General features: G+C 68.7%; 15 protein-coding genes and 1 pseudogene. 8 read left to right on the top strand and 8 right to left on the bottom strand.

Annotation, left to right across the window (positions count from 1 at the left end):
* Window positions 1-148: 148 nt before the first annotated feature.
* The 5 genes and pseudogenes from QFZ53_RS19800 to QFZ53_RS00685 all read right to left on the bottom strand — a co-directional run.
* Window positions 149-322 (bottom strand): annotated as a pseudogene (locus QFZ53_RS19800) (XdhC family protein); the annotation flags it as partial.
* 264 nt (window positions 323-586) lie between these two features.
* Window positions 587-1,414 (bottom strand): xanthine dehydrogenase accessory protein XdhC, encoded by an 828-nt coding sequence (xdhC, locus tag QFZ53_RS00700; protein WP_307292473.1) that lies wholly within the window; start codon window positions 1,412-1,414, stop codon window positions 587-589.
* Window positions 1,415-1,419: 5 nt separating this feature from the next.
* Window positions 1,420-3,816 carry a xanthine dehydrogenase molybdopterin binding subunit gene (gene xdhB, locus QFZ53_RS00695; protein WP_292904932.1) on the bottom strand — a complete coding sequence of 799 codons (2,397 nt, stop codon included), beginning with the start codon at window positions 3,814-3,816 and terminating at the stop codon, window positions 1,420-1,422.
* A complete protein-coding gene (locus tag QFZ53_RS00690) occupies window positions 3,813-5,300 on the bottom strand; it encodes a xanthine dehydrogenase small subunit (protein ID WP_307292469.1) in 1,488 nt (495 codons plus the stop codon). The genes xdhB and QFZ53_RS00690 overlap by 4 nt, the downstream gene beginning before the upstream one ends.
* Window positions 5,301-5,436: 136 nt before the next feature.
* Window positions 5,437-6,708, bottom strand: a complete 1,272-nt coding sequence (locus QFZ53_RS00685; RefSeq protein WP_307292467.1) for a variant leucine-rich repeat-containing protein — start codon at window positions 6,706-6,708, stop codon at window positions 5,437-5,439.
* Between the two features lie 54 nt (window positions 6,709-6,762).
* Here QFZ53_RS00685 and coaBC point away from each other — a divergent pair, with 54 nt between their 5' ends.
* The 7 genes from coaBC (at window position 6,763) to QFZ53_RS00650 (ending at window position 13,147) form a co-directional block, all read left to right on the top strand.
* Complete coding sequence (gene coaBC / locus QFZ53_RS00680; RefSeq protein ID WP_307292465.1) at window positions 6,763-7,992, top strand: bifunctional phosphopantothenoylcysteine decarboxylase/phosphopantothenate--cysteine ligase CoaBC; 1,230 nt, start codon at window positions 6,763-6,765, stop codon at window positions 7,990-7,992.
* 46 nt (window positions 7,993-8,038) lie between these two features.
* On the top strand, window positions 8,039-8,905 hold the full coding sequence (locus QFZ53_RS00675) for an HpcH/HpaI aldolase/citrate lyase family protein (protein ID WP_307292464.1): 867 nt from the start codon (window positions 8,039-8,041) through the stop codon (window positions 8,903-8,905).
* A 76-nt stretch (window positions 8,906-8,981) separates the two neighbouring features.
* Window positions 8,982-9,446, top strand: a complete 465-nt coding sequence (gene bcp, locus QFZ53_RS00670) for a thioredoxin-dependent thiol peroxidase (protein WP_307292462.1) — start codon at window positions 8,982-8,984, stop codon at window positions 9,444-9,446.
* Window positions 9,447-9,684: 238 nt separating this feature from the next.
* Window positions 9,685-10,188 (top strand): 2-oxo-4-hydroxy-4-carboxy-5-ureidoimidazoline decarboxylase, encoded by a 504-nt coding sequence (gene uraD / locus QFZ53_RS00665; RefSeq protein ID WP_307292460.1) that lies wholly within the window; start codon window positions 9,685-9,687, stop codon window positions 10,186-10,188.
* Complete coding sequence (gene uraH, locus QFZ53_RS00660) at window positions 10,185-10,526, top strand: hydroxyisourate hydrolase (RefSeq protein WP_307292459.1); 342 nt, start codon at window positions 10,185-10,187, stop codon at window positions 10,524-10,526. Before uraD ends, uraH begins: the two co-directional genes overlap by 4 nt.
* Before the next feature lie 8 nt (window positions 10,527-10,534).
* A complete protein-coding gene (gene pucL / locus QFZ53_RS00655) occupies window positions 10,535-11,428 on the top strand; it encodes a factor-independent urate hydroxylase (protein WP_307292457.1) in 894 nt (297 codons plus the stop codon).
* A 201-nt stretch (window positions 11,429-11,629) separates the two neighbouring features.
* Window positions 11,630-13,147 carry a nucleobase:cation symporter-2 family protein gene (locus QFZ53_RS00650; RefSeq protein ID WP_307292455.1) on the top strand — a complete coding sequence of 506 codons (1,518 nt, stop codon included), beginning with the start codon at window positions 11,630-11,632 and terminating at the stop codon, window positions 13,145-13,147.
* A gap of 395 nt (window positions 13,148-13,542) precedes the next feature.
* Here the strand turns inward: QFZ53_RS00650 and QFZ53_RS00645 are convergent, their stop codons facing one another.
* Window positions 13,543-14,289: an SDR family oxidoreductase gene (locus QFZ53_RS00645; RefSeq protein WP_307292453.1), complete on the bottom strand. Its 747-nt coding sequence runs from the start codon at window positions 14,287-14,289 to the stop codon at window positions 13,543-13,545.
* Between the two features lie 56 nt (window positions 14,290-14,345).
* Here QFZ53_RS00645 and aceE point away from each other — a divergent pair, with 56 nt between their 5' ends.
* Window positions 14,346-17,039: a pyruvate dehydrogenase (acetyl-transferring), homodimeric type gene (gene aceE, locus QFZ53_RS00640; protein WP_307292451.1), complete on the top strand. Its 2,694-nt coding sequence runs from the start codon at window positions 14,346-14,348 to the stop codon at window positions 17,037-17,039.
* Between the two features lie 164 nt (window positions 17,040-17,203).
* Here aceE and QFZ53_RS00635 read toward each other — a convergent pair whose 3' ends face one another.
* Both QFZ53_RS00635 and glsA read right to left on the bottom strand, forming a co-directional pair.
* Complete coding sequence (locus tag QFZ53_RS00635; RefSeq protein ID WP_307292449.1) at window positions 17,204-18,841, bottom strand: MFS transporter; 1,638 nt, start codon at window positions 18,839-18,841, stop codon at window positions 17,204-17,206.
* Window positions 18,841-19,872: a glutaminase A gene (glsA, locus tag QFZ53_RS00630; RefSeq protein ID WP_307292447.1), complete on the bottom strand. Its 1,032-nt coding sequence runs from the start codon at window positions 19,870-19,872 to the stop codon at window positions 18,841-18,843. The genes QFZ53_RS00635 and glsA overlap by 1 nt, the downstream gene beginning before the upstream one ends.
* Window positions 19,873-20,043 lie beyond the last annotated feature (171 nt).

Below are 20,043 nucleotides of genomic sequence, written 5' to 3'. Positions count from 1 at the left end.
CGCTGGGAATGGTGCGAAGCGGCTGCACGAGCACGCGCACGTCGCCGCCGCACATGAGCCCGATCGAGATGCCGTCGTCATCGGCGTAGCCGAAGGAGTGCAGCTCGACCTCGCCGGTCCGCAGGCACTCGAGCGCAGCATCCACCACCGCACCCTCGACGCAGCCGCCCGACACCGAACCGATCGTGCGGCCGTCATCGCGCACCGCCATCGACGTTCCCGCAGGGCGAGGCACGGAGCCGGAGACCTCGACGATCGTCGCGATCGCCCAGCGATCGGGATCGGCCAGGCAGTCGGCGTAGTCGGTCAGACGGTCGAGCATGAAGCACCTCCGGGTCACGATCCGCAGCGTCTTCGCTGCGGGGGTGCCCGGTAGATGGTTGTGTGAACCCGCCTAGGCCTGAGGAGACTCTAGATCAGTTCGGCGGGCATGTCCATATTTCGGATTCTGGTTTCCGTATGGTGGATGCGAATCGATCCGCCCGACACAGATGCCGGCCCGGAACACAGATGTCGGTCCTGAACCCCGATCCCGGCCGACATTCGTCTTCTCGGCCGACATTCGTACGGGTATCGGATGCCGGAACTACGCCCGCCGCGCCTGCTCGTCGATCAGCTGCAGCAGGCGCGCCGCCACGCTCACGGCGATCGCCGCGGGCTGCTTTCCGGCCACCTCGGGGATGCCGATGGGGGTCATGACCCGCTCGAGATCGGCATCCGTCTGCCCGATTTCGGCGAGCTTCTTGCGGAAGCGCACCCATTTCGACGCCGACCCGATCAACCCGATCGACCCGAGCCCTGGCGTGCGCAGGGCCATGTCGACCACCGCGAGATCCTCGACGTGGTCGTGGGTCATGACCAGCACGTGGGCGCCCTCGGGCAGTGCGGCGAGCGCCGACTCCGGTACCGGCGCGTGCGTGATGTGCACGCGCGCGACCGCGTCGGCGAACACTCCGCTGCGGCCTGGCTCGCCCAGGCGCCCGGCGTCGAGCATCGCGGGGCGCGAGTCGATCAGGTGCAGATCGACCTCGTGCCGGGCGAGGATGCGCGCGAGTTCGAGCCCGACGTGGCCGACGCCGAACACCGCGACGGTCGGGATGACTCTGATCGGCTCGAGCATCATGGTGACCTCTCCTCCGCAGCACTGCACGCCGTACTCCGTCACGGCCTTGTCGCTCAGGGTCAGGGTGAGCAGCTCGGGTTCGGCGGAGCCTGCAGCCAGCATCTCCCTCGCGCGGTCGATCGCGGTCTCCTCGAGGTTTCCTCCGCCGACCGTGCCGAACACGGCATCCGCCGAGACGACCATCTTCGCTCCGCCGTTGCGAGGGGCGTGGCCGCGCACCACCGCCAGGGTCACGACGACCGCGGGGTTGCGCCGTGCGCGCAGCCCGTGCAGGGCGTCGAGCCAGTCCATCCCGTTCAGCCGGCCGGTGCCAGTGCGGGCTCAGACGCGGTCGGAGTCTCGTCTTTCGTCGCGGAAGCGGATTCACTCGCCGCCTGCGCCGCACGCAGTGCCCAGAACACGGCCTCAGGTGTCGCGGGAGACGCGAGCTCGACCGAATGGCCCGCCGGTCCGAACGCCGCCACCGCATCCCGGATCGCCTCGCGGGCGCTGAAGGCGAGCATGAACGGCGGCTCGCCGACCGCCTTCGAGCCGTAGACGGCGCCCTCTTCGCGTGCGTTCTCGAACAGCCTGACCGAGAACTCCGACGGCATCTCCGAGAAGCTCGGCAGCTTGTACGTCGAGGCCGACTGGGTCAACAGGCGACCGCGATGCGGGCCGTCGCTCTCGTCCCAGCGCAGCTCTTCGAGCGTCAGCCAGCCGACGCCCTGCACGTAGGCGCCCTCGATCTGGCCGATGTCGAGCATGGGCGAGAGCGAGTCGCCCACGTCGTGCACGATGTCGACGCGGCGCACCCGGTACGCCCCGGTGAACTCGTCGACCTCGACCTCGGTCGCGGCTGCCCCGTACGCGAAGTACTTGAACGGCGAGCCCTGCATGATCTCAGGGTTCCAGTGCAGACCCTCGGTGCGGTAGTAGCCCGCGGCGAACAGCTGCACGCGCTGCAGGTAGGCGGCCTTGGCGACCTCGGCGAACGTCACCTGCTTCAGCGGAGCGCCCAGCGCGGTCACGAACCCGCCGCCGAAGCGCACATCGCGCTCGTCGACGCCGAGCAGGCGCCCTGCCACCGCGGCCATGCGGTCGCGGATCTGCTCGCACGCGTTCTTCACGGCGCCGCCGTTGAGGTCTGCACCCGAGGACGCGGCCGTCGCCGAGGTGTTCGGCACCTTGTCAGTGCGGGTCGGGGCCAGGCGCACCGCATCCAGTTCGACGCCGAGCGCGGTGGCGGCGACCTGCAGCATCTTGGTGTGCAGCCCCTGCCCCATCTCGGTGCCGCCGTGGTTGATCAGGATCGAGCCGTCCTTGTAGACGTGCACGAGGGCGCCCGCCTGGTTGAAGGCGGCGAAGTTGAACGAGATGCCGAACTTGATCGGCGTCATCGACAGCGCACGCTTGGCATGCGGGCTCGTCGCGTTGAACCTGGCGATCTCGGCCCGTCGCTCATCGACAGAAGCCTCGGAGGAGAGCTGATCCCAGATCGTCGACATGCGCCCGGCATCCTTCACGACCTGGCCGTAGGGCGTGGTCTGCCCCTGCCGGTAGAAGTTGCGTCGACGCAGCTCGAGCGGATCGATGCCCAGCTGCGGGGCGATACGGCCGAGGATGTCCTCGATCAGGAACACGCCCTGCGGACCGCCGAAACCGCGGTAGGCGGTGTTCGAGGTCTTGTTCGTCTTCGCGATCTGCCCGTAGGCGTGCACGTTCGGGATCCAGTAGGCGTTGTCGATGTGGCACAGGGCGCGGCCGAGCACGGGCTCGGACAGGTCGATCGACCAGCCGCCGTCGCAGGTGAGCACGGCATCCAGCGCCTGCAGCATTCCGTCGGCGTCGAAGCCGACCTTCCAGGCGATGTGGAACGGATGCCGTTTGCCGGTCATCGTGATGTCCTGAGTGCGGTTCAGCCGCAGTCGCACGGGGCGACCGGTGAGCTTGGCGCCGAGAGCGGCGATGGCTGCGAAGCCGTGCGGCTGCATCTCTTTGCCGCCGAAGCCGCCGCCCATGCGCAGGCACTGCACGGTGACCTCGTTCGAATGGATGCCGAGCACGTGCGACACGAGCTCCTGCGTCTCGGATGGATGCTGGGTGGAGCACTGGATGAAGTACTGCCCCTCGGAGTCGCGGATCGCGAAGGACGCGTGCGTCTCGAGGTAGAAGTGCTCCTGGCCGCCGAACTCGGTCACCCCCTCGAACACGTGGGCGGACCCTGCGAGCCCGGCGGACGCGTCGCCGCGCTGCACCGTGCGCGGTGTCCCCTGGAAGGACTGCGCGTCGAGGGCGTCCTGCACCGTGATGATCGAGGGCAGCGGCTCGTACTCGACCTGCACCCGCTCGGCTCCCAGGCGCGCGGCTTCGGGTGTCTCGCCGAGCACCCACACGAGCGCGTGACCGTAGAACATGGCCTCGCTCGGGAACAGGGGCTCGTCGTTGCGGATGCCGGCGTCGTTGAGACCCGGCACGTCGTCTGCGGTGAGCACGCGCACGACGCCCGGCACCTCGTAGGCGCCGGAGACGTCGATCGTCACTTTGGCGTGGGCGTTCGTCGACTGCACGGGCCACGCGGTGAGCACGCCCGCGGTGTGCTCTGCGACGTCGTCGGTATACATCGCGGCCCCCGTGACGTGCAGCGCAGCGCTCTCGTGCGCGGCGCGGCGGCCGACGACGGGGTTCTCGGGGCGGTCGGCGAGCGTGCTCATGCCGGCACCTCCTTCGACTCGATCACGGTTCGGCTGTACAGCTTGAGCAGCGCGGTGTTGAGCATGAGGGCGCGGTACTCGGAGCTCGCGCGGTGATCGGACATCGGCGTGCCCTCCGCACCCAGGACCTCGGATGCCGTGCGGACGGTCTCGACGTCCCATGGGCGGCCGACCAGGGCGGCCTCGGTCGCGAGGGCTCGCAGCGGCGTCGCGGCGACGCCGCCCAGGCCGATCTTCGCGGCGGTCACGACGCCGCCCTCGATGTCGAGCGCGAACGCGACGGCGACGCTGGAGATGTCGTCGAAGCGGCGTTTGGCGATCTTGTGGAAGGCCGTGACGCGGGCGAGCGGGCGCGGGATGTGCACGGCCTTGATGAGTTCCCCGGGCTGCCGGATCGTTTGCCGGTATCCGGTGAAGTACTCCGACAGCTCGACCTCGCGCTCGACGATGCGGTCGTCCTCGCCGGCGCTCGTGAGCACCAGGTGGGCGCCCAGCGCGAGCAGTGCAGGGGGAGTGTCGCCGATGGGGGAGCCGGTGCCGAGGTTGCCTCCGAATGTGCCGCGGTTGCGGATCAGTCGCGAGGCGAACTGAGGGAGCATCTCGGCGAGCAGCGGCACCGCGCCGTCGAGGCGCTTCTCGACCTCGGAGAGCGCGAGCGCCGCGCCGATCTCGATCGAATCGTCGCCGATGGTGAGACCGCGCAGCTCGTCCAGCTGCTCGATCGCGATGACGAACGGGGCGCGTCGGCCGCGCAGGTTCACCTCGACGCCCCAGTCGGTCGATCCGGCGACGAGGAGGGCGTCGGGTTCGTCGCGGAGGATCCGCAGGGCGTCGGCGAGGGATGCCGGTCGCACGAAGCGTCGGCCCGCCACCTCGACGTCGGTGGCGACGGGCGAGGGCGCCGGCTGTGAGAGGCGCTGCTGCAGCGGGTCGCCCTGCTCGGGCGAACCGAGGGCGTAGGCCGCGTCGCGGATCGGGCGGTAGCCGGTGCATCGGCACAGGTTGCCGCTCAGTGCGTGCAGGTCGAAGCCGTTCGGACCGTGCTCGGCGTCGTGCACGGGGCAGGGCTCCTCGCCGAGGGGTTCGTCCTCATCTCCGGCGCGATCGGCGCGGTAGTACTCTCCGGCCATGCTGCACGCGAAGCCGGGAGTGCAGTAGCCGCACTGCGATCCGCCGGCCTCGGCGAGCTTCTCCTGCACGGGGTGCAGGTGCTCGGGGTCGCCGAGCCCCTCGGCCGTCACGATCTCCTGTCCGTCGAGCGCGTAGACCGGCACGAGGCAGGCATTCACGGGCGTCCAGGCGGTTCCCCCGTCGGAGGCGGGCGTCGCGAGCAGCATCGCGCAAGCACCGCACTCGCCTTCGGCGCAGCCCTCTTTGCTGCCGGAGAGCCCGCGGCCGCGCAGCCAGTCCAGGGCGGTGGTGTGCGTCGCGGTGTCGGCGAGGGAGCGGCGCTCCCCGTTCACGGTCACGGCGGATTCGCTCATGGGCGGCTCCTCTTCAGAGAGGTGGTCATTCGATTCCGAAATACGGAATTCGAATACTGAATTCTGAAATCGGATGCAGGGTGCTGAAAGCCTATGACTCGTGCCGTGGACGGTCAAGACGCCAGGTTTCTCGGGGTCAGCCTGGCATCGGCGCGTGCAGTGACGCCGCCCAGTCGCGGATCGCCTGACGCTCGGCTTCGTTGCACACGTAGCCGTAGCCGACCTCTTCGATCCCATCGCTCAGCGCCCATGCCCCGTAATAGGTGAGCGCGTAGCAGTCTGCCATGGCCTCGTCGCTGCCCGTGAACAGCCCCTGCTCGAGCAGTCGGTCGGCATCGCTGTGCTGGTCATCGAAGCGCGCGGCATCCGCGAACTGATACACGTGTGCGAGCTCGTGCGCGACGGACATCCGCAGCGACCAATCGCTGCGGAACTCCGCGTCGGGGACCAGGTGGACCGTCAGGGCGTTGCCGCCGGTCACGCATCCGGCGGTCTCCCAGTCATCCCCGCCATCGGGCGAACCGCAGGCCTGTGCGGCATCCCACGTGATGTCGATGTAGCCGTTGCCGGCCTCATCGACGAGGCGCTCCGACACCGAGCCTGAGGCATTGCTCCGCCGCTGCTCAGCGGTCGCGATGCTCTGCTCGAGCTCGGTGCGGACGTCCACGGTCATCGAGACGATGTTCTTCGCCTCGGTCAGGGTGAGGTTCGGGGCGGTCGCCTGTGAATCGAGATATGAGAGCCAGTTCTCGTCGAGGACGAGGGGTGCTGCCGGGTTGCCGTCGAGGGCGACGGCGAGCGATCGGATCGTGGCGAGCTCGGCGTCGTATGCCGCGAGCTGCTCGGCGATCGCCGCGGCGTCGGACTGCTGTTGCGGTACGCCCTCGCCCTCGCCCGACGATGACGACAGTGATCCGAGCCCGCCGAGCACGAACAGCACCACCATGAAGATCCCGGCAAGGGTGAGGCACCCGCATCCGGCGAGCCAGCATCCGACGCCGTTGCGCCGACGCGGGGGAGGAACCGGGCGCCCGCCCGAGATCGGATAGTACTGCGCGGACGACGACGGGGCCGGGTAGTACGGCCCGGACGCAGGCGGCCCGGACGCAGGCGGGGCGGATGCCACGGGCTGCTGCTGCGCAAGGTCGTACGGCGGCGCAGGCGTCGAAGCGGGCCCGGGAGGCGCCGACGGCTCAGACTGACCGGGGGTGAAGGGCTGAGGCAGCGCGGGCAGCGCGGAGGCGGGGTTCACCGCCGCCATCCACTGGAGCAGTCCCGGATACACGCGAGGATGCGCGGCGATCGCAGGGTGCAGGTCGTAACGTCGCTCGGCGATGTCGGCCAGTGCCTGCGGCGGTGTGTGCGGGTCGCGGACGACGCCCGTCTCCCAATCCTCGAGATCCCCCATGCAGTCGATGCTAACGGCGACCCGGGCGAGCGCCGGACGAGGCAGAATCGAACCGTGAACATCGTCGTCGGAGTCACCGGTGGAATCGCCGCGTACAAGTCCGTGCAGCTCGTCCGGCTGCTGATCAAGGCGGGGCACGAGGTGACGGTCATCCCCACGGAAGACGCGCTGCGCTTCGTGGGCCTGCCCACCTGGGAGGCGATCAGCCGCAACCCGGTGACCACCAGCGTGCACGACGACGTGGCCAAGGTGCGCCACGTCGCTCTCGGCCAGGACGCCGATCTCGTCGTCGTGGCGCCCGCGACCGCCAACACCATCGCGAAGATGACGGCGGGGATCGCGGACAACCTGCTCGGCACGACCCTCCTGGCGACCGAAGCGCCCGTGCTCATCGCCCCGGCGATGCACGCGGAGATGTGGCGGCATCCGTCCACCCAGGCGAACATCGCCACGCTGCAGAGCCGCGGAGTGCACATCGTCGGGCCTGCCGTCGGCGAGCTGGCCGGAGGCGACAGCGGGCCGGGGCGGATGATCGAGCCGGAGGGCATCGCGGATGCCGCGCTCGCCCTTCTCGCCCCGCGCGACCTCGAGGGGCTGCGGATCGCGATCTCGGCGGGCGGCACGCGCGAGCCGATCGACCCGGTGCGGTATCTCGGCAATCGATCCAGCGGCAGGCAGGGGGTCGCGCTCGCCGCAGAGGCGGCGGCCCGGGGCGCCGAGGTGACCCTCGTCGCCGCGAACGTCGCCGGCGACGTGCTCGCCCCAGCGCAGCATCCGTCCGTCCGCATCCGGCACGTGGGAACCGCGGCCGAGCTCGGGCAGGCGATGGCGGAGGCCGCAGCCTCCGCCGATGCGATCGTGATGGCGGCGGCGGTCGCCGACTACCGGCCGGTCGAGGTGTCGCCGCGCAAGCTGACCAAGGAGGCGGGCGGGATCCCGGCGATCGAGCTCGCGGAGAACGAGGACATCGTGGCGGGTCTTGTGCGAGCGCGCCGTGACGGGCAGCTGATCGTCGGATTCGCTGCCGAGACCCCGGGGACCGAGGGTGATCAGGAGGAGCTGCTGGCACGCGCCCGCCGCAAGCAGCAGCGAAAGGGCGTCGATCTGCTGGTGGTGAACGAGGTCGGCTGGGAGCGCGGGTTCGAGGCGGTCGAGAACGCCGTGATCGTGCTCGCCCCCGACGGCGCCGTGGCCGCGACGGCATCCGGTTCCAAGCGCGAGGTCGCAGCAGGCATCCTCGATGTGCTCCGTCCGCTCTGGACGGGCAGCCGAGGCGAGGAGTAGTCTTTTCGTTTAGTAGAAATGAAATTTCATAGAACGGAAAGAATGAATGAACGCTCCGCTGGCACCGTCGGCGTCCGTGACCACGCGCGAGATCGCGCCTGAGCTCGCCCGCTCGTGGCTGCTCGTCGCGGCCACCCGGCCGGAGACGTTCGACGCCGCCGCCGCATCGCACGCCGATGCGGTCGTGCTCGACATCGAGGATGCTGTCGACGCGAGCCGCAAGGACTCGGCGCGGCAGGACGTCGTGGACTGGCTCAGCTCGGGCGGCAGCGCCTGGGTGCGCATCAACGACGCCACGAGCGAGCACTGGGCCGCCGACATCGAGGCGCTGCGCGCGGCCCAGGGTCTGCGCGGAGTGATGCTCGCGAAGACCGAGCTCGGCGGTCAGGCCATGGACACCTACAACCGCCTCGGCGCGAAGGTGCCCGTCGTGGCACTCGTCGAATCCGCGATCGGCATCGAGAACGCGACGGAGATCGCTCGGGCCAAGGGCGTGTTCCGCCTGGCGTTCGGCAGCGGCGACTTCCGTCGAGACACCGGCATGTCGGCCGACCGGGAGGCGATGGCCTATCCGCGCGCCCGTCTGGTCGTCTCGAGCCGGGCCGCCGGGCTCCCCGGTCCGATCGACGGCCCGACCGTCGGGTCGAGCCATCCGATCCTCCGCGAGCAGTCCGCGATCACGGTCTCGATGGGGATGACGGGCAAGCTCTGCCTGTCTCCCGATCAGACTCCCGTGGTCAACGAGGTCATCAGCCCCACCCGCACCGATGTCGAATGGGCCTACGAGTTCCTGCAGGACTTCGATGCGCGCGGGCAGATCGTCCGTGACGGAAGCGACCTTCCTCGCCTCGGGCGCGCGCGCAAGATCATGCAGCTCGCCGAGGCCTTCGACGTGCACGTCGTCGTGCGCTGACCGAGCAGCATCCGGCATCCGTTCGTTGAGCGAGCGGAGCGAGACGAAACGCAGTATCCGACCACGAGGAGAAACCATGACGCAACTCACCGCAGGCGACACCGCTCCCGCCTTCACGCTCGCCGACGCGGACGGCAACGCCGTGTCGCTCGCCGACTTCTTCGGCCGCAACGTCGTCGTCTACTTCTATCCGAAGGCGGCGACGCCCGGGTGCACGACAGAGGCCTGCGACTTCCGCGACAGCCTGTCGTCGCTCAACGCGGCCGGCTACGCCGTGATCGGCGTCTCGCCCGACAGCGTCGACGAGATCCGCGCCTTCGCGGATGCCGAGGCGCTCACCTTCCCGTTGCTCGCCGATTCCGACGCCGCGGTGGCGAAGGCCTGGGGCGTATGGGGCGAGAAGACCGTCGGCGACCGCACCTTCGACGGCGTCATCCGCTCGACCTTCGTGCTCGACGGAGACGGCGTCGTGCAGCGTGCCGAGTACGGCGTCGACGCGGACGGCCACGTCGCACGCCTGCGCGCCGAACTCGGCGTCTGACGCGCCTCCACACAGGTGTCGGTCCGGAACACGGATGGCGGTACAGACCGCCGTTCCGGGCCGACATTTGTATTCTCGGCCGACATCTGTCGCGGGGGTTGACGGGATGCCACGGCTCCCGCATACTGTTTACACATGTTGAAATAACAGTTCCGACATGCGGAAACTTAATCCTCTCGAAACAGAGGCTCCGTATAGTCCTTACACGTCGGATGCCAACATGTGATGAGGATCGAAGATGTTGCTCGAGGAGTTCAACTCCAGCACCCGCGACGCCGCTCTGAGCGTCGCGAAACCTGCGCTGGACATTCCCCGCTGGTACGACGCGCTCATCGCAGGGCGCCCCTACGCCTCGATCGACGCGCTGACGGATGCCGCGATGCACGTCGCCGCGCCTCTCACCGAGGCCGAGCTCGACGCCGCGCTGGCCCACCACCCGCGCATCGGCGAGCGCGCCCAGGGCGACAGCCCCGAGGCGGCGCACGCGCGCAGCGAGCAGGCAGGTGTCGACGCGAGTGCGGCCGACGCTCTCGCCGCGGGCAACCGGGCCTATGAGGCGAAGTTCGACCGCGTGTACCTGGTGCGCGCCGCAGGTCGGTCGGCCGACGACATCCTCGCCCTGCTGCAGGAGCGACTGGGCAACACCCCCGAGCAGGAGCTGGCCGTGATCGACCAGCAGCTGCGCGAGATCGCCGCACTCCGCCTGGCCGGAGCCATCGAGACTGAAGGAGCACGCGCATGAGCGTCTCTCACGTGACCACCCACATCCTGGACACATCGATCGGGCGCCCCGCGCCCGGCGTCGCCGTCGAACTCGAGGCCCGAGTCGGCGACGGATGGGTCGGGATCGGTTCGGGCCTCACCGATGCTGACGGGCGGGTGAAAGAGCTGGGCCCCGAGCGGCTGGAGAGCGGTGCGTACCGCCTCCGGTTCGACACGGCGGCCTACTTCGCCGGCATCGACACGGACACCTTCTTCCCGGAGGTGGTGTTGACCTTCCAGGTCGACGCTGAGCAGGCGCACTATCACGTGCCTCTTCTGCTGAGCCCGTTCGCCTATTCCACTTACCGAGGAAGCTGAGTATCGAAATGACCGACATCATTCTGGGCAAGAACCAGTACGGCAAGGCCGAGGTCCGTGTCGTGCGCATCACGCGCGACACCGCCCGCCACGAGATCGAAGACCTGAACGTCACCTCGCAGCTGCGCGGTGACTTCGCGAGCGCCCACTTCGACGGCAACAACGAGCACGTCGTCGCGACCGACACGCAGAAGAACACCGTCTACGCCTTCGCGAAGGACGGCGTCGGAAGCCCCGAGGAGTTCCTGCTCCGTCTCGGCCGCCACTTCACCGGCGAGTTCGACTGGGTCACCGGCGGGCGCTGGGAAGCCGAGCAGTACACCTGGCAGCGCATCGAGGGCGACGAGGGCCCCCACGACCACGCGTTCGTGGCCGGAGGCACCGAGACCCGCACCGCGCTCGTGCAGATCGACGGCGACGACACCACCGTCATCGCCGGGCTGCAGGATCTCAAGGTCCTCAAGTCGACCCAGAGCGGATTCGTCGGATACCCGAAGGAGAAGTACACGACGCTGCCCGAGACCGAGGACCGCATCCTCGCCACCTCCGTCACGGCCAAGTGGCGCTACAACCGCAACGACCTCGACTTCAACGAGGTGTTCGCCGACGTCCGCAGCCGCCTGCTCGCAGGCTTCTCGCGCAACTACTCCTACGCGCTGCAGCACACGCTGAAGGAGATGGCCGAGGCCGTGCTCGAGGCGCACCCCGAGATCGACGAGATCCGCTTCTCCACCCCGAACAGCCACCACTTCGTCGTCGACCTGTCGCCGTTCGGCCTGGAGAACCCGAACGAGGTGTTCTTCGCCGCCGACCGCCCCTACGGCCTGATCGAGGCGTCGTTCCTCCGTGAAGGCGCAGACACCGACCACTGGTCGTGGAGCGGCTCCGCCGGCTTCTGCTGATCACCCGGACGGGGAGCTGCATGCTCCCCGTCTCCGCAGACCGCGCCGGGTCGCCGATCCGACGCTGGGGGTGAGTCCGTTCCCGACGCACCGGACTCACCCCTGAACCCATCGAGGTCGTCTCGACGCGAGGCGACCGCTATTCGTCATGCCCATCGAGCCCACCCCGAAGAGCGGGTCACGGACAAGGAGGTCCACCAGATGTTCGCTGTACGCAACTCGACCAAGACCAGCAACTCCACCAAGACCGGAGCAGAATCCAGGCGCCCCGAAGACGAACGTCTCGGAATCGGCACCGCCTTCACGTTCGGACTCCAGCACGTCCTGACGATGTACGGCGGCATCATCGCTCCGCCGCTGATCATCGGCGCGGCCGCCGGCCTGAACCCGACCGAGGTCGGCGTGCTCGTCGCCGCGTGCCTCTTCATGGGCGGGCTCGCGACGCTGCTGCAGACCCTCGGCATCCCGTTCTTCGGCTCTCAGCTGCCGCTCGTGCAGGGCGTCTCCTTCGCGGGGGTCGCGACCATGCTCGCGATCGTCAACCAGGGCAGCGGGCTGCCCGCCGTGTTCGGCGCCGTCATCGTGGCGTCGCTGATCGGTCTCGTGATCGCGCCGTTCTTCGCGCAGATCGTGCGCTTCTTCCCGCCCGTCGTGACGGGAACCGTGATCACCATGATCGGGCTCTCGCTGGTGCCGGTGGCCGCGCGCTGGATCACGGGCGCGAACCCGCAGGCCGACAACTACGCCGATCCGGTCTTCGTCGGCATCGCCGGCTTCACGCTGCTCGTCATCATGCTGCTCTCGAAGCTCGGCAACTCGACCATCTCGCGGCTGTCGATCCTCATCGCCATGGTGGTCGGCACGATCTTCGCGGCGCTGATCGGCAAAGCCGACTTCTCGAAGGTGTTCGACGGCCCGATCTTCGCGTTCCCGACGCCGTTCGCCTTCGGCGTGCCGACGTTCGACCTCGCCGCAATCGTCTCGATGACGATCGTCGTGCTGGTGATCCTCACCGAGACCACCGCCGACATCATCGCCGTCGCCGAGATCACCGGCTCGAAGGTCGACCGCAAGCGCATCGCGGCGGGGCTCCGGGCCGACATGGTCTCGAGCGCGATCTCTCCGATCTTCAACTCGTTCACGCAGAGCGCCTTCGCCCAGAACGTCGGTCTCGTCGCGGTCACGAAGATCAAGAGCCGCTACGCGGTCGCCGCGGGCGGTGTCATCCTCATCGTCCTGGGCCTTCTCCCCGTGCTCGGCCGCATCGTCGCCGCCGTTCCCACCGCCGTCCTCGGGGGTGCGGGACTGGTGCTGTTCGGCACGGTGACCGCCTCCGGCATCCGCACCCTCTCCAAGGTCAAGTACGACGGCAACATGAACCTGATCATCGTGGCCGCCTCCCTCTCCTTCGGCGTGCTGCCCGAGGTCAACCACGACATCTACATGAACTTCCCCACGTGGTTCCAGGTGATCTTCGGCTCGGGCATCAGCTCGGCCGCCATCATGGCGATCCTGCTGAACCTCGTGTTCAACCACTTCTCGCAGGGCAACCCCTCGAACCCGTCGGTGTTCGCCGCGAGTCCGGTGCGGGCCGTGAAGACCGACGTCATCCGCGTGCTGCGCGAGGGCGATCGCTACGTCGGAGGAAAGCTCGTCGACGCGAAGGGGGCGCCGATCCCCGTCGTCGACGAGGAGCCGGAGGGCTCGACAGCCCATTGAGGGCCGGCTCCTGCCGCGGGTCCGTGCGCTCCGTCAGAGGCGCACGGACCCCGCGGCACCTTGACAAGCACTCGGGTGCGCGTCATGCTTGTTACGCATACTGAAACTATTATTCCATAATACGAAATACATGTTCACGCGGGTGCGCCGGATCAGATGCCGGAGCATCGGGGGTGAGCTCGTCCCGATGACGCACCGGGCTCACCCCGACCACGCCCGCCACACCCGATACCGACCCGGCGACAGGACGAGGAGGTCCGCACATGATCGGGACCGCTCATCATCTCTCAGCCGCGTCCGGTCTCTCAGCCGCGTCCGGTCTCTCAGCCGCGTCCGGTCTCTCAGCCGCGTCCGGTCTCTCAGCCGCGTCCGGTCTCTCAGCCGCGTCCGGTCTCTCAGCCGCGTCCGCCGAACGGCATGCCCGATGCCGCGACCGTCAGGCTGGTGACATTCGACTCCGCAGGGAGCTGCGCCATGAACAGCACGGCTCGCGCGGCATCCGCCACATCGAACGTCGGCTCGACCTTGCGAGAGCCGTCGGCCTGCAGAGCCCCGTCGCCGACGCCGATCTCCGTCATGATCGACGTCCGGGCGTTGCCGATGTCGATCTGTCCGGCGGAGATGCCATAGGCCCGTCCGTCGAGGTCGATCGACTTCGTGAGTCCCGTGATCGCGTGCTTCGAGACGGTGTACACGACCGACAGCGGTCGGGGCACCTGGGCCGAGATCGATCCGTTGTTGATGATCCGTCCGCCCTGCGGGCTCTGCGCCATCATGGCGCGCATCGCGGCGCCTGCGCACAGCAGCGCACCGGTCAAGTTCACGTCGAGAGTGCTCTGCCAGTCGGCGAGCGAGATCTCGGCGGCGGATGCTGCGGGGCCGAAGGCCCCGGCGTTGTTGAACAGTACGTCGACGCGGCCCCATTCGGCGACGACCGCGGCGAACAGCGCCTCGACCTCGGCCTCGACGGTGACGTCGGCGGGAACCACGAGGGCGCCCGGATGCTCGGCCGCCGTCTCTCGCAGGGCGTCCTCGCGGCGTCCGGCCAGCGCGACCCGGAAGCCGGCATCCAGCAGCGCGCGCGCCACCGCCCTGCCGATGCCCGAGCCCGCTCCCGTCACGACGGCGATGCGTGCGCTCATCCTCGAGTCCTCTCAGATCTTGACCTCTCCCCCTATCTAACAAGAAAGGCCGAACAGTGACCGACACTCGCGCCTCCGCCACCGCAGCCGACCTCGACCCCGAGGAGACCGCTGAGTGGCTCGAATCGCTCGATGCGCTCATCGCCGAACGCGGCTCCGACCGTGGCGAGCACATCGTCCGCACGCTGGCAGGCCATGCCGGCATCCGCTCCGAGCCGATCGCCACGACGGACTACGTCAACTCGATCGCGTCCGCCGACGAGCCCGAGTACCCCGGTGACGAGGAGCTCGAGCGACGCTACCGCGCCTGGATGCGGTGGAACGCCGCCGTCATGGTGCACCGCGCGCAGCGACCCGGCATCGGCGTCGGCGGGCACATCTCCACCTACGCGGGCGCCGCGACCCTGTACGAGGTCGGCTTCAACCACTTCTTCCGGGGCAAGGACCACCCCGGCGGTGGCGATCAGATCTACTTTCAGGGGCACGCCTCGCCCGGGATGTACGCTCGCGCCTTCATGGAGGGGCGTCTGGGCGAAGAGGATCTCGACGGCTTCCGCCAGGAGAAGTCCCGCCAGGGGCACGCGCTCTCGTCATACCCGCATCCGCGGCTCATGCCCGAGTTCTGGGAGTTTCCGACCGTGTCGATGGGCATCGGACCGATGAACGCGATCTATCAGGCGCAGTCGAACCGCTACCTGGAAGGCCGCGGTCTGAAGGACACCTCCGACCAGCACGTGTGGGCGTTCCTCGGCGACGGCGAGATGGACGAGCCGGAGTCGCGCGGTCTGCTGCAGCTCGCCGCGAACGACGGCCTCGACAACCTCACGTTCGTCGTCAACTGCAATCTGCAGCGCCTCGACGGCCCCGTGCGCGGCAACGGAAAGATCATCCAGGAGCTCGAGGGCTTCTTCCGCGGCGCCGGATGGAACGTCATCAAGGTGATCTGGGGCCGCGAGTGGGACTCGCTGCTCGACGCGGATGCCGACGGCGCCCTCGTCGACATCATGAACACCACCGTCGACGGCGACTACCAGACCTACAAGGCCGAGTCGGGCGGATTCATCCGCGAGAACTTCTTCGGTCGCGATCCGCGCACCCGGGCCCTGGTCGACGGCCTCACCGACGACCAGATCTGGGGCCTCAAGCGAGGCGGCCACGACTACCGCAAGGTGTACGCGGCGTACGCGAAGTCCATGGAGCGCAACGGCAGGCCCACGGTCATCCTCGTCAAGACGGTCAAGGGCTACGGGCTCGGTCAGCGCTTCGAGGCGCGCAACGCGACCCACCAGATGAAGAAGCTCACGCTGCAGGACCTCAAGGACTTCCGCGACCATCTGCGGGTGCCGATCACAGACGCTCAGCTCGAGGCCGACCCGTACCGGCCGCCGTACTATCACCCGGGGGCGGATGCCGAAGAGATCGCGTATCTGCAGGAGCGCCGTCGCGCGCTCGGCGGCTACCTGCCCGAGCGGCGCCCGCACGCCTCGGGCGAGATCGCCCTGCCCGACGAGAAGGCGTACGAGGTTGCGGCCCGCGGCTCCGGCAAGCAGCAGGCCGCCACGACCATGGCGTTCGTGCGCGTGCTGAAGGACCTCATGCGCGACCCGGAGTTCGGCAAGAGGATCGTCCCGATCATCCCCGACGAGGCGCGCACCTTCGGCATGGACGCGTTCTTCCCGACCGCGAAGATCTACAACCCGAACGGCCAGAACTACCTGGCGGTCGACCGCGAGATCGTCCTTTCGTACAAGGAGTCCACGTCGGGGCAGATCCTGCACGTCGGCATCAACGAGGCGGGCTCCATCGCGGCGTTCACCGCCGCGGGCACCGCCTACGCCACGCACGGTGTACCGCTGATCCCCGTGTACGTGTTCTACTCGATGTTCGGCTTCCAGCGCACGGGCGACTCCCTGTGGGCTGCAGCCGACCAGATGGCGCGCGGATTCCTGATCTCCGCCACTGCCGGGCGCACCACGCTGACCGGCGAGGGGCTGCAGCACGCCGACGGGCACTCGCCGATCCTCGCGGCGACGAACCCGGCGGTCGTCACCTACGATCCCGCGTTCGGCTACGAGATCGGGCACATCATGCGTGCAGGCATCGAGCGCATGTACGGCCCCTCGTCCCAGGACCGGAACGTGATCTACAACCTCATGGTCTACAACGAGCCGATCGTGCAGCCTGCCGAACCCGAAGGGGTCGACGTCGACGGCATCCTGGGCGGCATCCACCGCATCTCCGCCGTCGAGAACCCGCGCACTCACCTGCTCGCCTCGGGGATCGGCGTGACCTGGGCGCTCGAGGCGCAGCAGCTGCTGCGCGACGACTGGGGCATCGTCGCCGACGTGTTCTCGGTCACCTCGTGGACCGAGCTGCGCCGCGACGCCGTCGCCGCCGAGGAGGACGAGTTCCTCGGCCGCGGCTCTCGTACGCCCTTCCTCGTGTCGCAGCTCGCGGGATCGGAGGGCCCGATCGTCGCCGTCAGCGACTACGCCAAGGACCTGCCCGATCAGGTGCGCCAGTTCGTTCCCAACGACTGGGCGACCCTCGGCGCCGACGGCTTCGGTTTCTCGGACACCCGCGCCGCCGCCCGACGGTTCTTCAAGATCGACGGCCCGTCGGTCGTGGTGCGCACTCTGCAGCTGCTCGCGAAGCGCGGAGAGGTGGATGCCGCGCTCCCCGCTCAGGCCTTCGAGAAGTACCGCCTGCTCGACGTGAACGCCGGCACGAGCGGCTCCGACGCAGAGTAGGGATTCTCGCTCAGGAGCGCGGGTTCGGTCACACTTCAGGCGGGTTGGCGAATGCGCCAGCCGGCCGAAGCGTGACTGAACCCGCGTGTCGGTCGCGCTTCAGGCGGGTTCGAGGGCGTGCAGGTGCGCTGAAGCGTGACCGCCTGACCGTGGCTGCGGGGTCCCTAGCGCGTCGGCGAGGGATCCGGGATCTCCTCCGGGCGGTAACGGGGCAGACGGGATGCGGGCAGGGCGGCGGCGAGGCTGATGCCGGCGAGCACGAGGAACCCGAGCTTCAGCGTACGCAGACGCTGCTCCTCGTTGATCGCGACGGCCGCGTCGATCTGCGCGGTCGTGGCCTCCGTCTCCTCGAACTTCGCGCGCAGATCGTCGTTGCTGACGAAGTTCACCTGGTCGAGGTCGACCTGCTCCATCAGCTCGGGCGGCAGGTCGGGGTGGTCGGTGACCGCCTGGGTGAACCCCATGCTCAGCATCGTCACGAGCAGCCCACCCATCACGGCGGTGCCGACCGCGCTCGCGAGGTTCTGCGTGGTGCCGCGGATCGACCCGACGTCGCCGGCGAGCTCCTTCGGGGCCGCGGTGACCAGCACGTTGAACACGAGCGTGACGAGGGCTCCCTGGCCGATTCCGAATGCCACGAGACCGATGATCGTGGGCAGGGTCTCCCAGTTGTTCGTCACCACGAAGGACAGCCACACCAGGGCCGCCGTCGTGAGCGCGAAGGAGAACAGGGCGATCCGCCGCGGGCTGAAGCGCTTGTAGAAGCGCACGATGAGCGTCGCCGTGAGGAAGACGGTCAGGTTGAAGGGCATCATGGCGAGCGATGTGTCGAACGGCGTTCGCCCCTGCACGACCTGGATGTAGGTCGGCACCGTGAAGTTCACGGCGGCCTCCATCGCCACGATGATGAACATCGCGTACACCGCGGCGCGCTCCGAGCCGCGGCCGAGCACGCCGAGGTCGACGAGCGGCACCTTCCCGAGCCTCATCCGGCGGCGGGTCCAGAGGAAGAACGCCTGACCGAGCAAGATGCCGAGGATCACGAAGACCGGCGCGGGCGAAAGCCCGAGCACCGAGAACGGCGCGTTCGGCGAGGCGGCGATGATGCCCCACCCGTTGAGATTGTTGAAGCCGAGGGTGAGCAGCACGATCGCGGCGCCGATGAGAACGGAGGCCACGAGATCGATGCGGATGCCGGGATTGCCCCTGTCCGACCGCAGCCGGAAGCTCAGCAGGAAGACGACGACCGCGAGGCCGAGCGTGATGAAGAAGATCGGGCGCCAGCCGACGAACGTGCCGAGCGTGCCGCCGATCAGGAATGCGCTGATGCCCGAGAACGCGCGCGCCGACCCGAGCGAGCCGACCGCGGTCGCCTGCTGCGCCCCGCGGTAGTTCTCCGCGATCAGGGCCACGAGGGCGGGGACGATGATGGCGGCGGAGGCGCCGGCCAGCACTTGTCCGCCGATGGCCCAATCGATCGTCTGCGCCGTGATCATGAGCACGGAGGACACGGCGAAGACCGCGACCACGACCCGGAAGATGAGGACCCAGCCGATGCGCTGGCCGAGTTTCGCCCCCGTCATCACCAGGGCGGCGACCGCGATGCCGTAGACGACGATGGTCGAACTCGCGGTCGTCGGCGGGACGTCGAAGTCCTCGACCATCCCGCCGAGGGAGATCGGCAGGGCCGCGACGTTGAACGACATCAGGACCTGGGCGAGGAACAGTCCGATCATCGGCGCCCACGAGCGCCGCTCCTCGGAAGGAGGGGCCGGGGTTCCCGGTTCTTTGGCTGAGGACATCAGGGGACTCCAATGGTGGGGGAGGCGTCTGGGGAGGATGCCGGGGGAGCGGAGGCGAACAGGTTGAGTCCGAGAGCGCGGGAGAGGTAGGCGCACGCCCGCTGGCCGCGCACGCTGTTGCCGGCCGGGTCGAGCGGAGGCGAGAACGTTCCGACGGCGCCCTTGCCGGGGGCGATGGCGACGATGCCCCCGGAGACCCCCGACTTCGCGGGGAGCCCGATCTCGAAGAGCCACTCCCCGCTGCGTTCGTACATGCCGCATGAGGCGAGCAGCGCGAGCGTGTCGCGACTGGTCTCCACCGAGATGACGCGGTCCCCGGTGAGCGGATTCGTCCCTCCCGCGGCGAGCGTGGCCCCCATCACCGCGAGGTCGGCCGCGGTCACCGCCAGCGAACACTGCCGGGTGTAGATGTCGACCGCCTCGACGGGGTCGATCGCGAGCCGATCATAGCTCTGGAGAAGCCTCGCCAGTGCCTGGTTGCGGTGGTTGGAGAAGGACTCGGAACGGTACACCTCGCCGTCGAGCGCCAGCGGACGCCCGGCGAAGCGGCTGAGGCCGTCGCGGATGCGCTGCCATCTCTCATCGGCGTCGGCCGCCGGCACCAACGCGGTCGTCGCGATCGCACCGGCGTTGACCATCGAGTTCATCGGGCTGCCGCCGTTGAGCTCCACAGCGACCACCGAGTTGAATGCGAGCCCGGTGTTGTTCACGCCGACCACGTCGTGGATCGCCTCGTGCCCGAGCTCCTCGCAGACCAGCGCGAAGACGAACGCTTTCGAGATGGACTGGATCGAGAACGCCACGTCGATGTCTCCGGCGGACGCAGACCGGCCGTCGACCCCGACGAGCGAGAGTCCGAACCACGACGGGTCGGCCTCGGCGAGGATCGGGATGTAGTCGGCCACCGCTCCGGCGCCGTCCTCGGCATAGCGGGCATGGGCGAGGCCGACGAGCTCGGCGATCTCGTCGCCGCCGGGCAGCAGGCCCGTGGAGCTCAGCTGGGGGACATCCGCGACGTCGCTCTCGAACATGCGCCCATCCTGTCGGATGGGCGCGCGCGATGCCAGGTCATCTGCAACTCGGGCGTAATGCGAGTCCGGGTGGACGCGCGCAAGGGTTCACGTTCGGGAGGGGAGAAGACGTTCGGGAGGAGGAATCCGGATGATTCCTCCTCCCGAACGTGCGAGCTCCTCCCGAACGGC

The sequence above is a fragment of the Microbacterium natoriense genome (assembly GCF_030816295.1).
Taxonomy (GTDB): Bacteria; Actinomycetota; Actinomycetes; order Actinomycetales; family Microbacteriaceae; genus Microbacterium; species Microbacterium natoriense_A.
Note: the sequence above shows the minus strand (reverse complement) of the source record. Positions and strands in the feature narration are given on the sequence as shown.

Bases quoted from the DNA above. Each gene is read 5' to 3' on its own strand.
- xdhC (WP_307292473.1), bottom strand. From the start codon at position 1,414: ATGGACTGGCTCGACGCCCTGCACGGGCTGCGCGCACGGCGCAACCCC.
- xdhB (WP_292904932.1), bottom strand. From the start codon at position 3,816: ATGAGCACGCTCGCCGACCGCCCCGAGAACCCCGTCGTCGGCCGCCGC.
- QFZ53_RS00690 (WP_307292469.1), bottom strand. From the start codon at position 5,300: ATGAGCGAATCCGCCGTGACCGTGAACGGGGAGCGCCGCTCCCTCGCC.
- QFZ53_RS00685 (WP_307292467.1), bottom strand. From the start codon at position 6,708: ATGGGGGATCTCGAGGATTGGGAGACGGGCGTCGTCCGCGACCCGCAC.
- QFZ53_RS00675 (WP_307292464.1), top strand. From the start codon at position 8,039: ATGAACGCTCCGCTGGCACCGTCGGCGTCCGTGACCACGCGCGAGATC.
- bcp (WP_307292462.1), top strand. From the start codon at position 8,982: ATGACGCAACTCACCGCAGGCGACACCGCTCCCGCCTTCACGCTCGCC.
- uraD (WP_307292460.1), top strand. From the start codon at position 9,685: ATGTTGCTCGAGGAGTTCAACTCCAGCACCCGCGACGCCGCTCTGAGC.
- uraH (WP_307292459.1), top strand. From the start codon at position 10,185: ATGAGCGTCTCTCACGTGACCACCCACATCCTGGACACATCGATCGGG.
- pucL (WP_307292457.1), top strand. From the start codon at position 10,535: ATGACCGACATCATTCTGGGCAAGAACCAGTACGGCAAGGCCGAGGTC.
- QFZ53_RS00650 (WP_307292455.1), top strand. From the start codon at position 11,630: ATGTTCGCTGTACGCAACTCGACCAAGACCAGCAACTCCACCAAGACC.
- QFZ53_RS00645 (WP_307292453.1), bottom strand. From the start codon at position 14,289: ATGAGCGCACGCATCGCCGTCGTGACGGGAGCGGGCTCGGGCATCGGC.
- QFZ53_RS00635 (WP_307292449.1), bottom strand. From the start codon at position 18,841: ATGTCCTCAGCCAAAGAACCGGGAACCCCGGCCCCTCCTTCCGAGGAG.
- glsA (WP_307292447.1), bottom strand. From the start codon at position 19,872: ATGTTCGAGAGCGACGTCGCGGATGTCCCCCAGCTGAGCTCCACGGGC.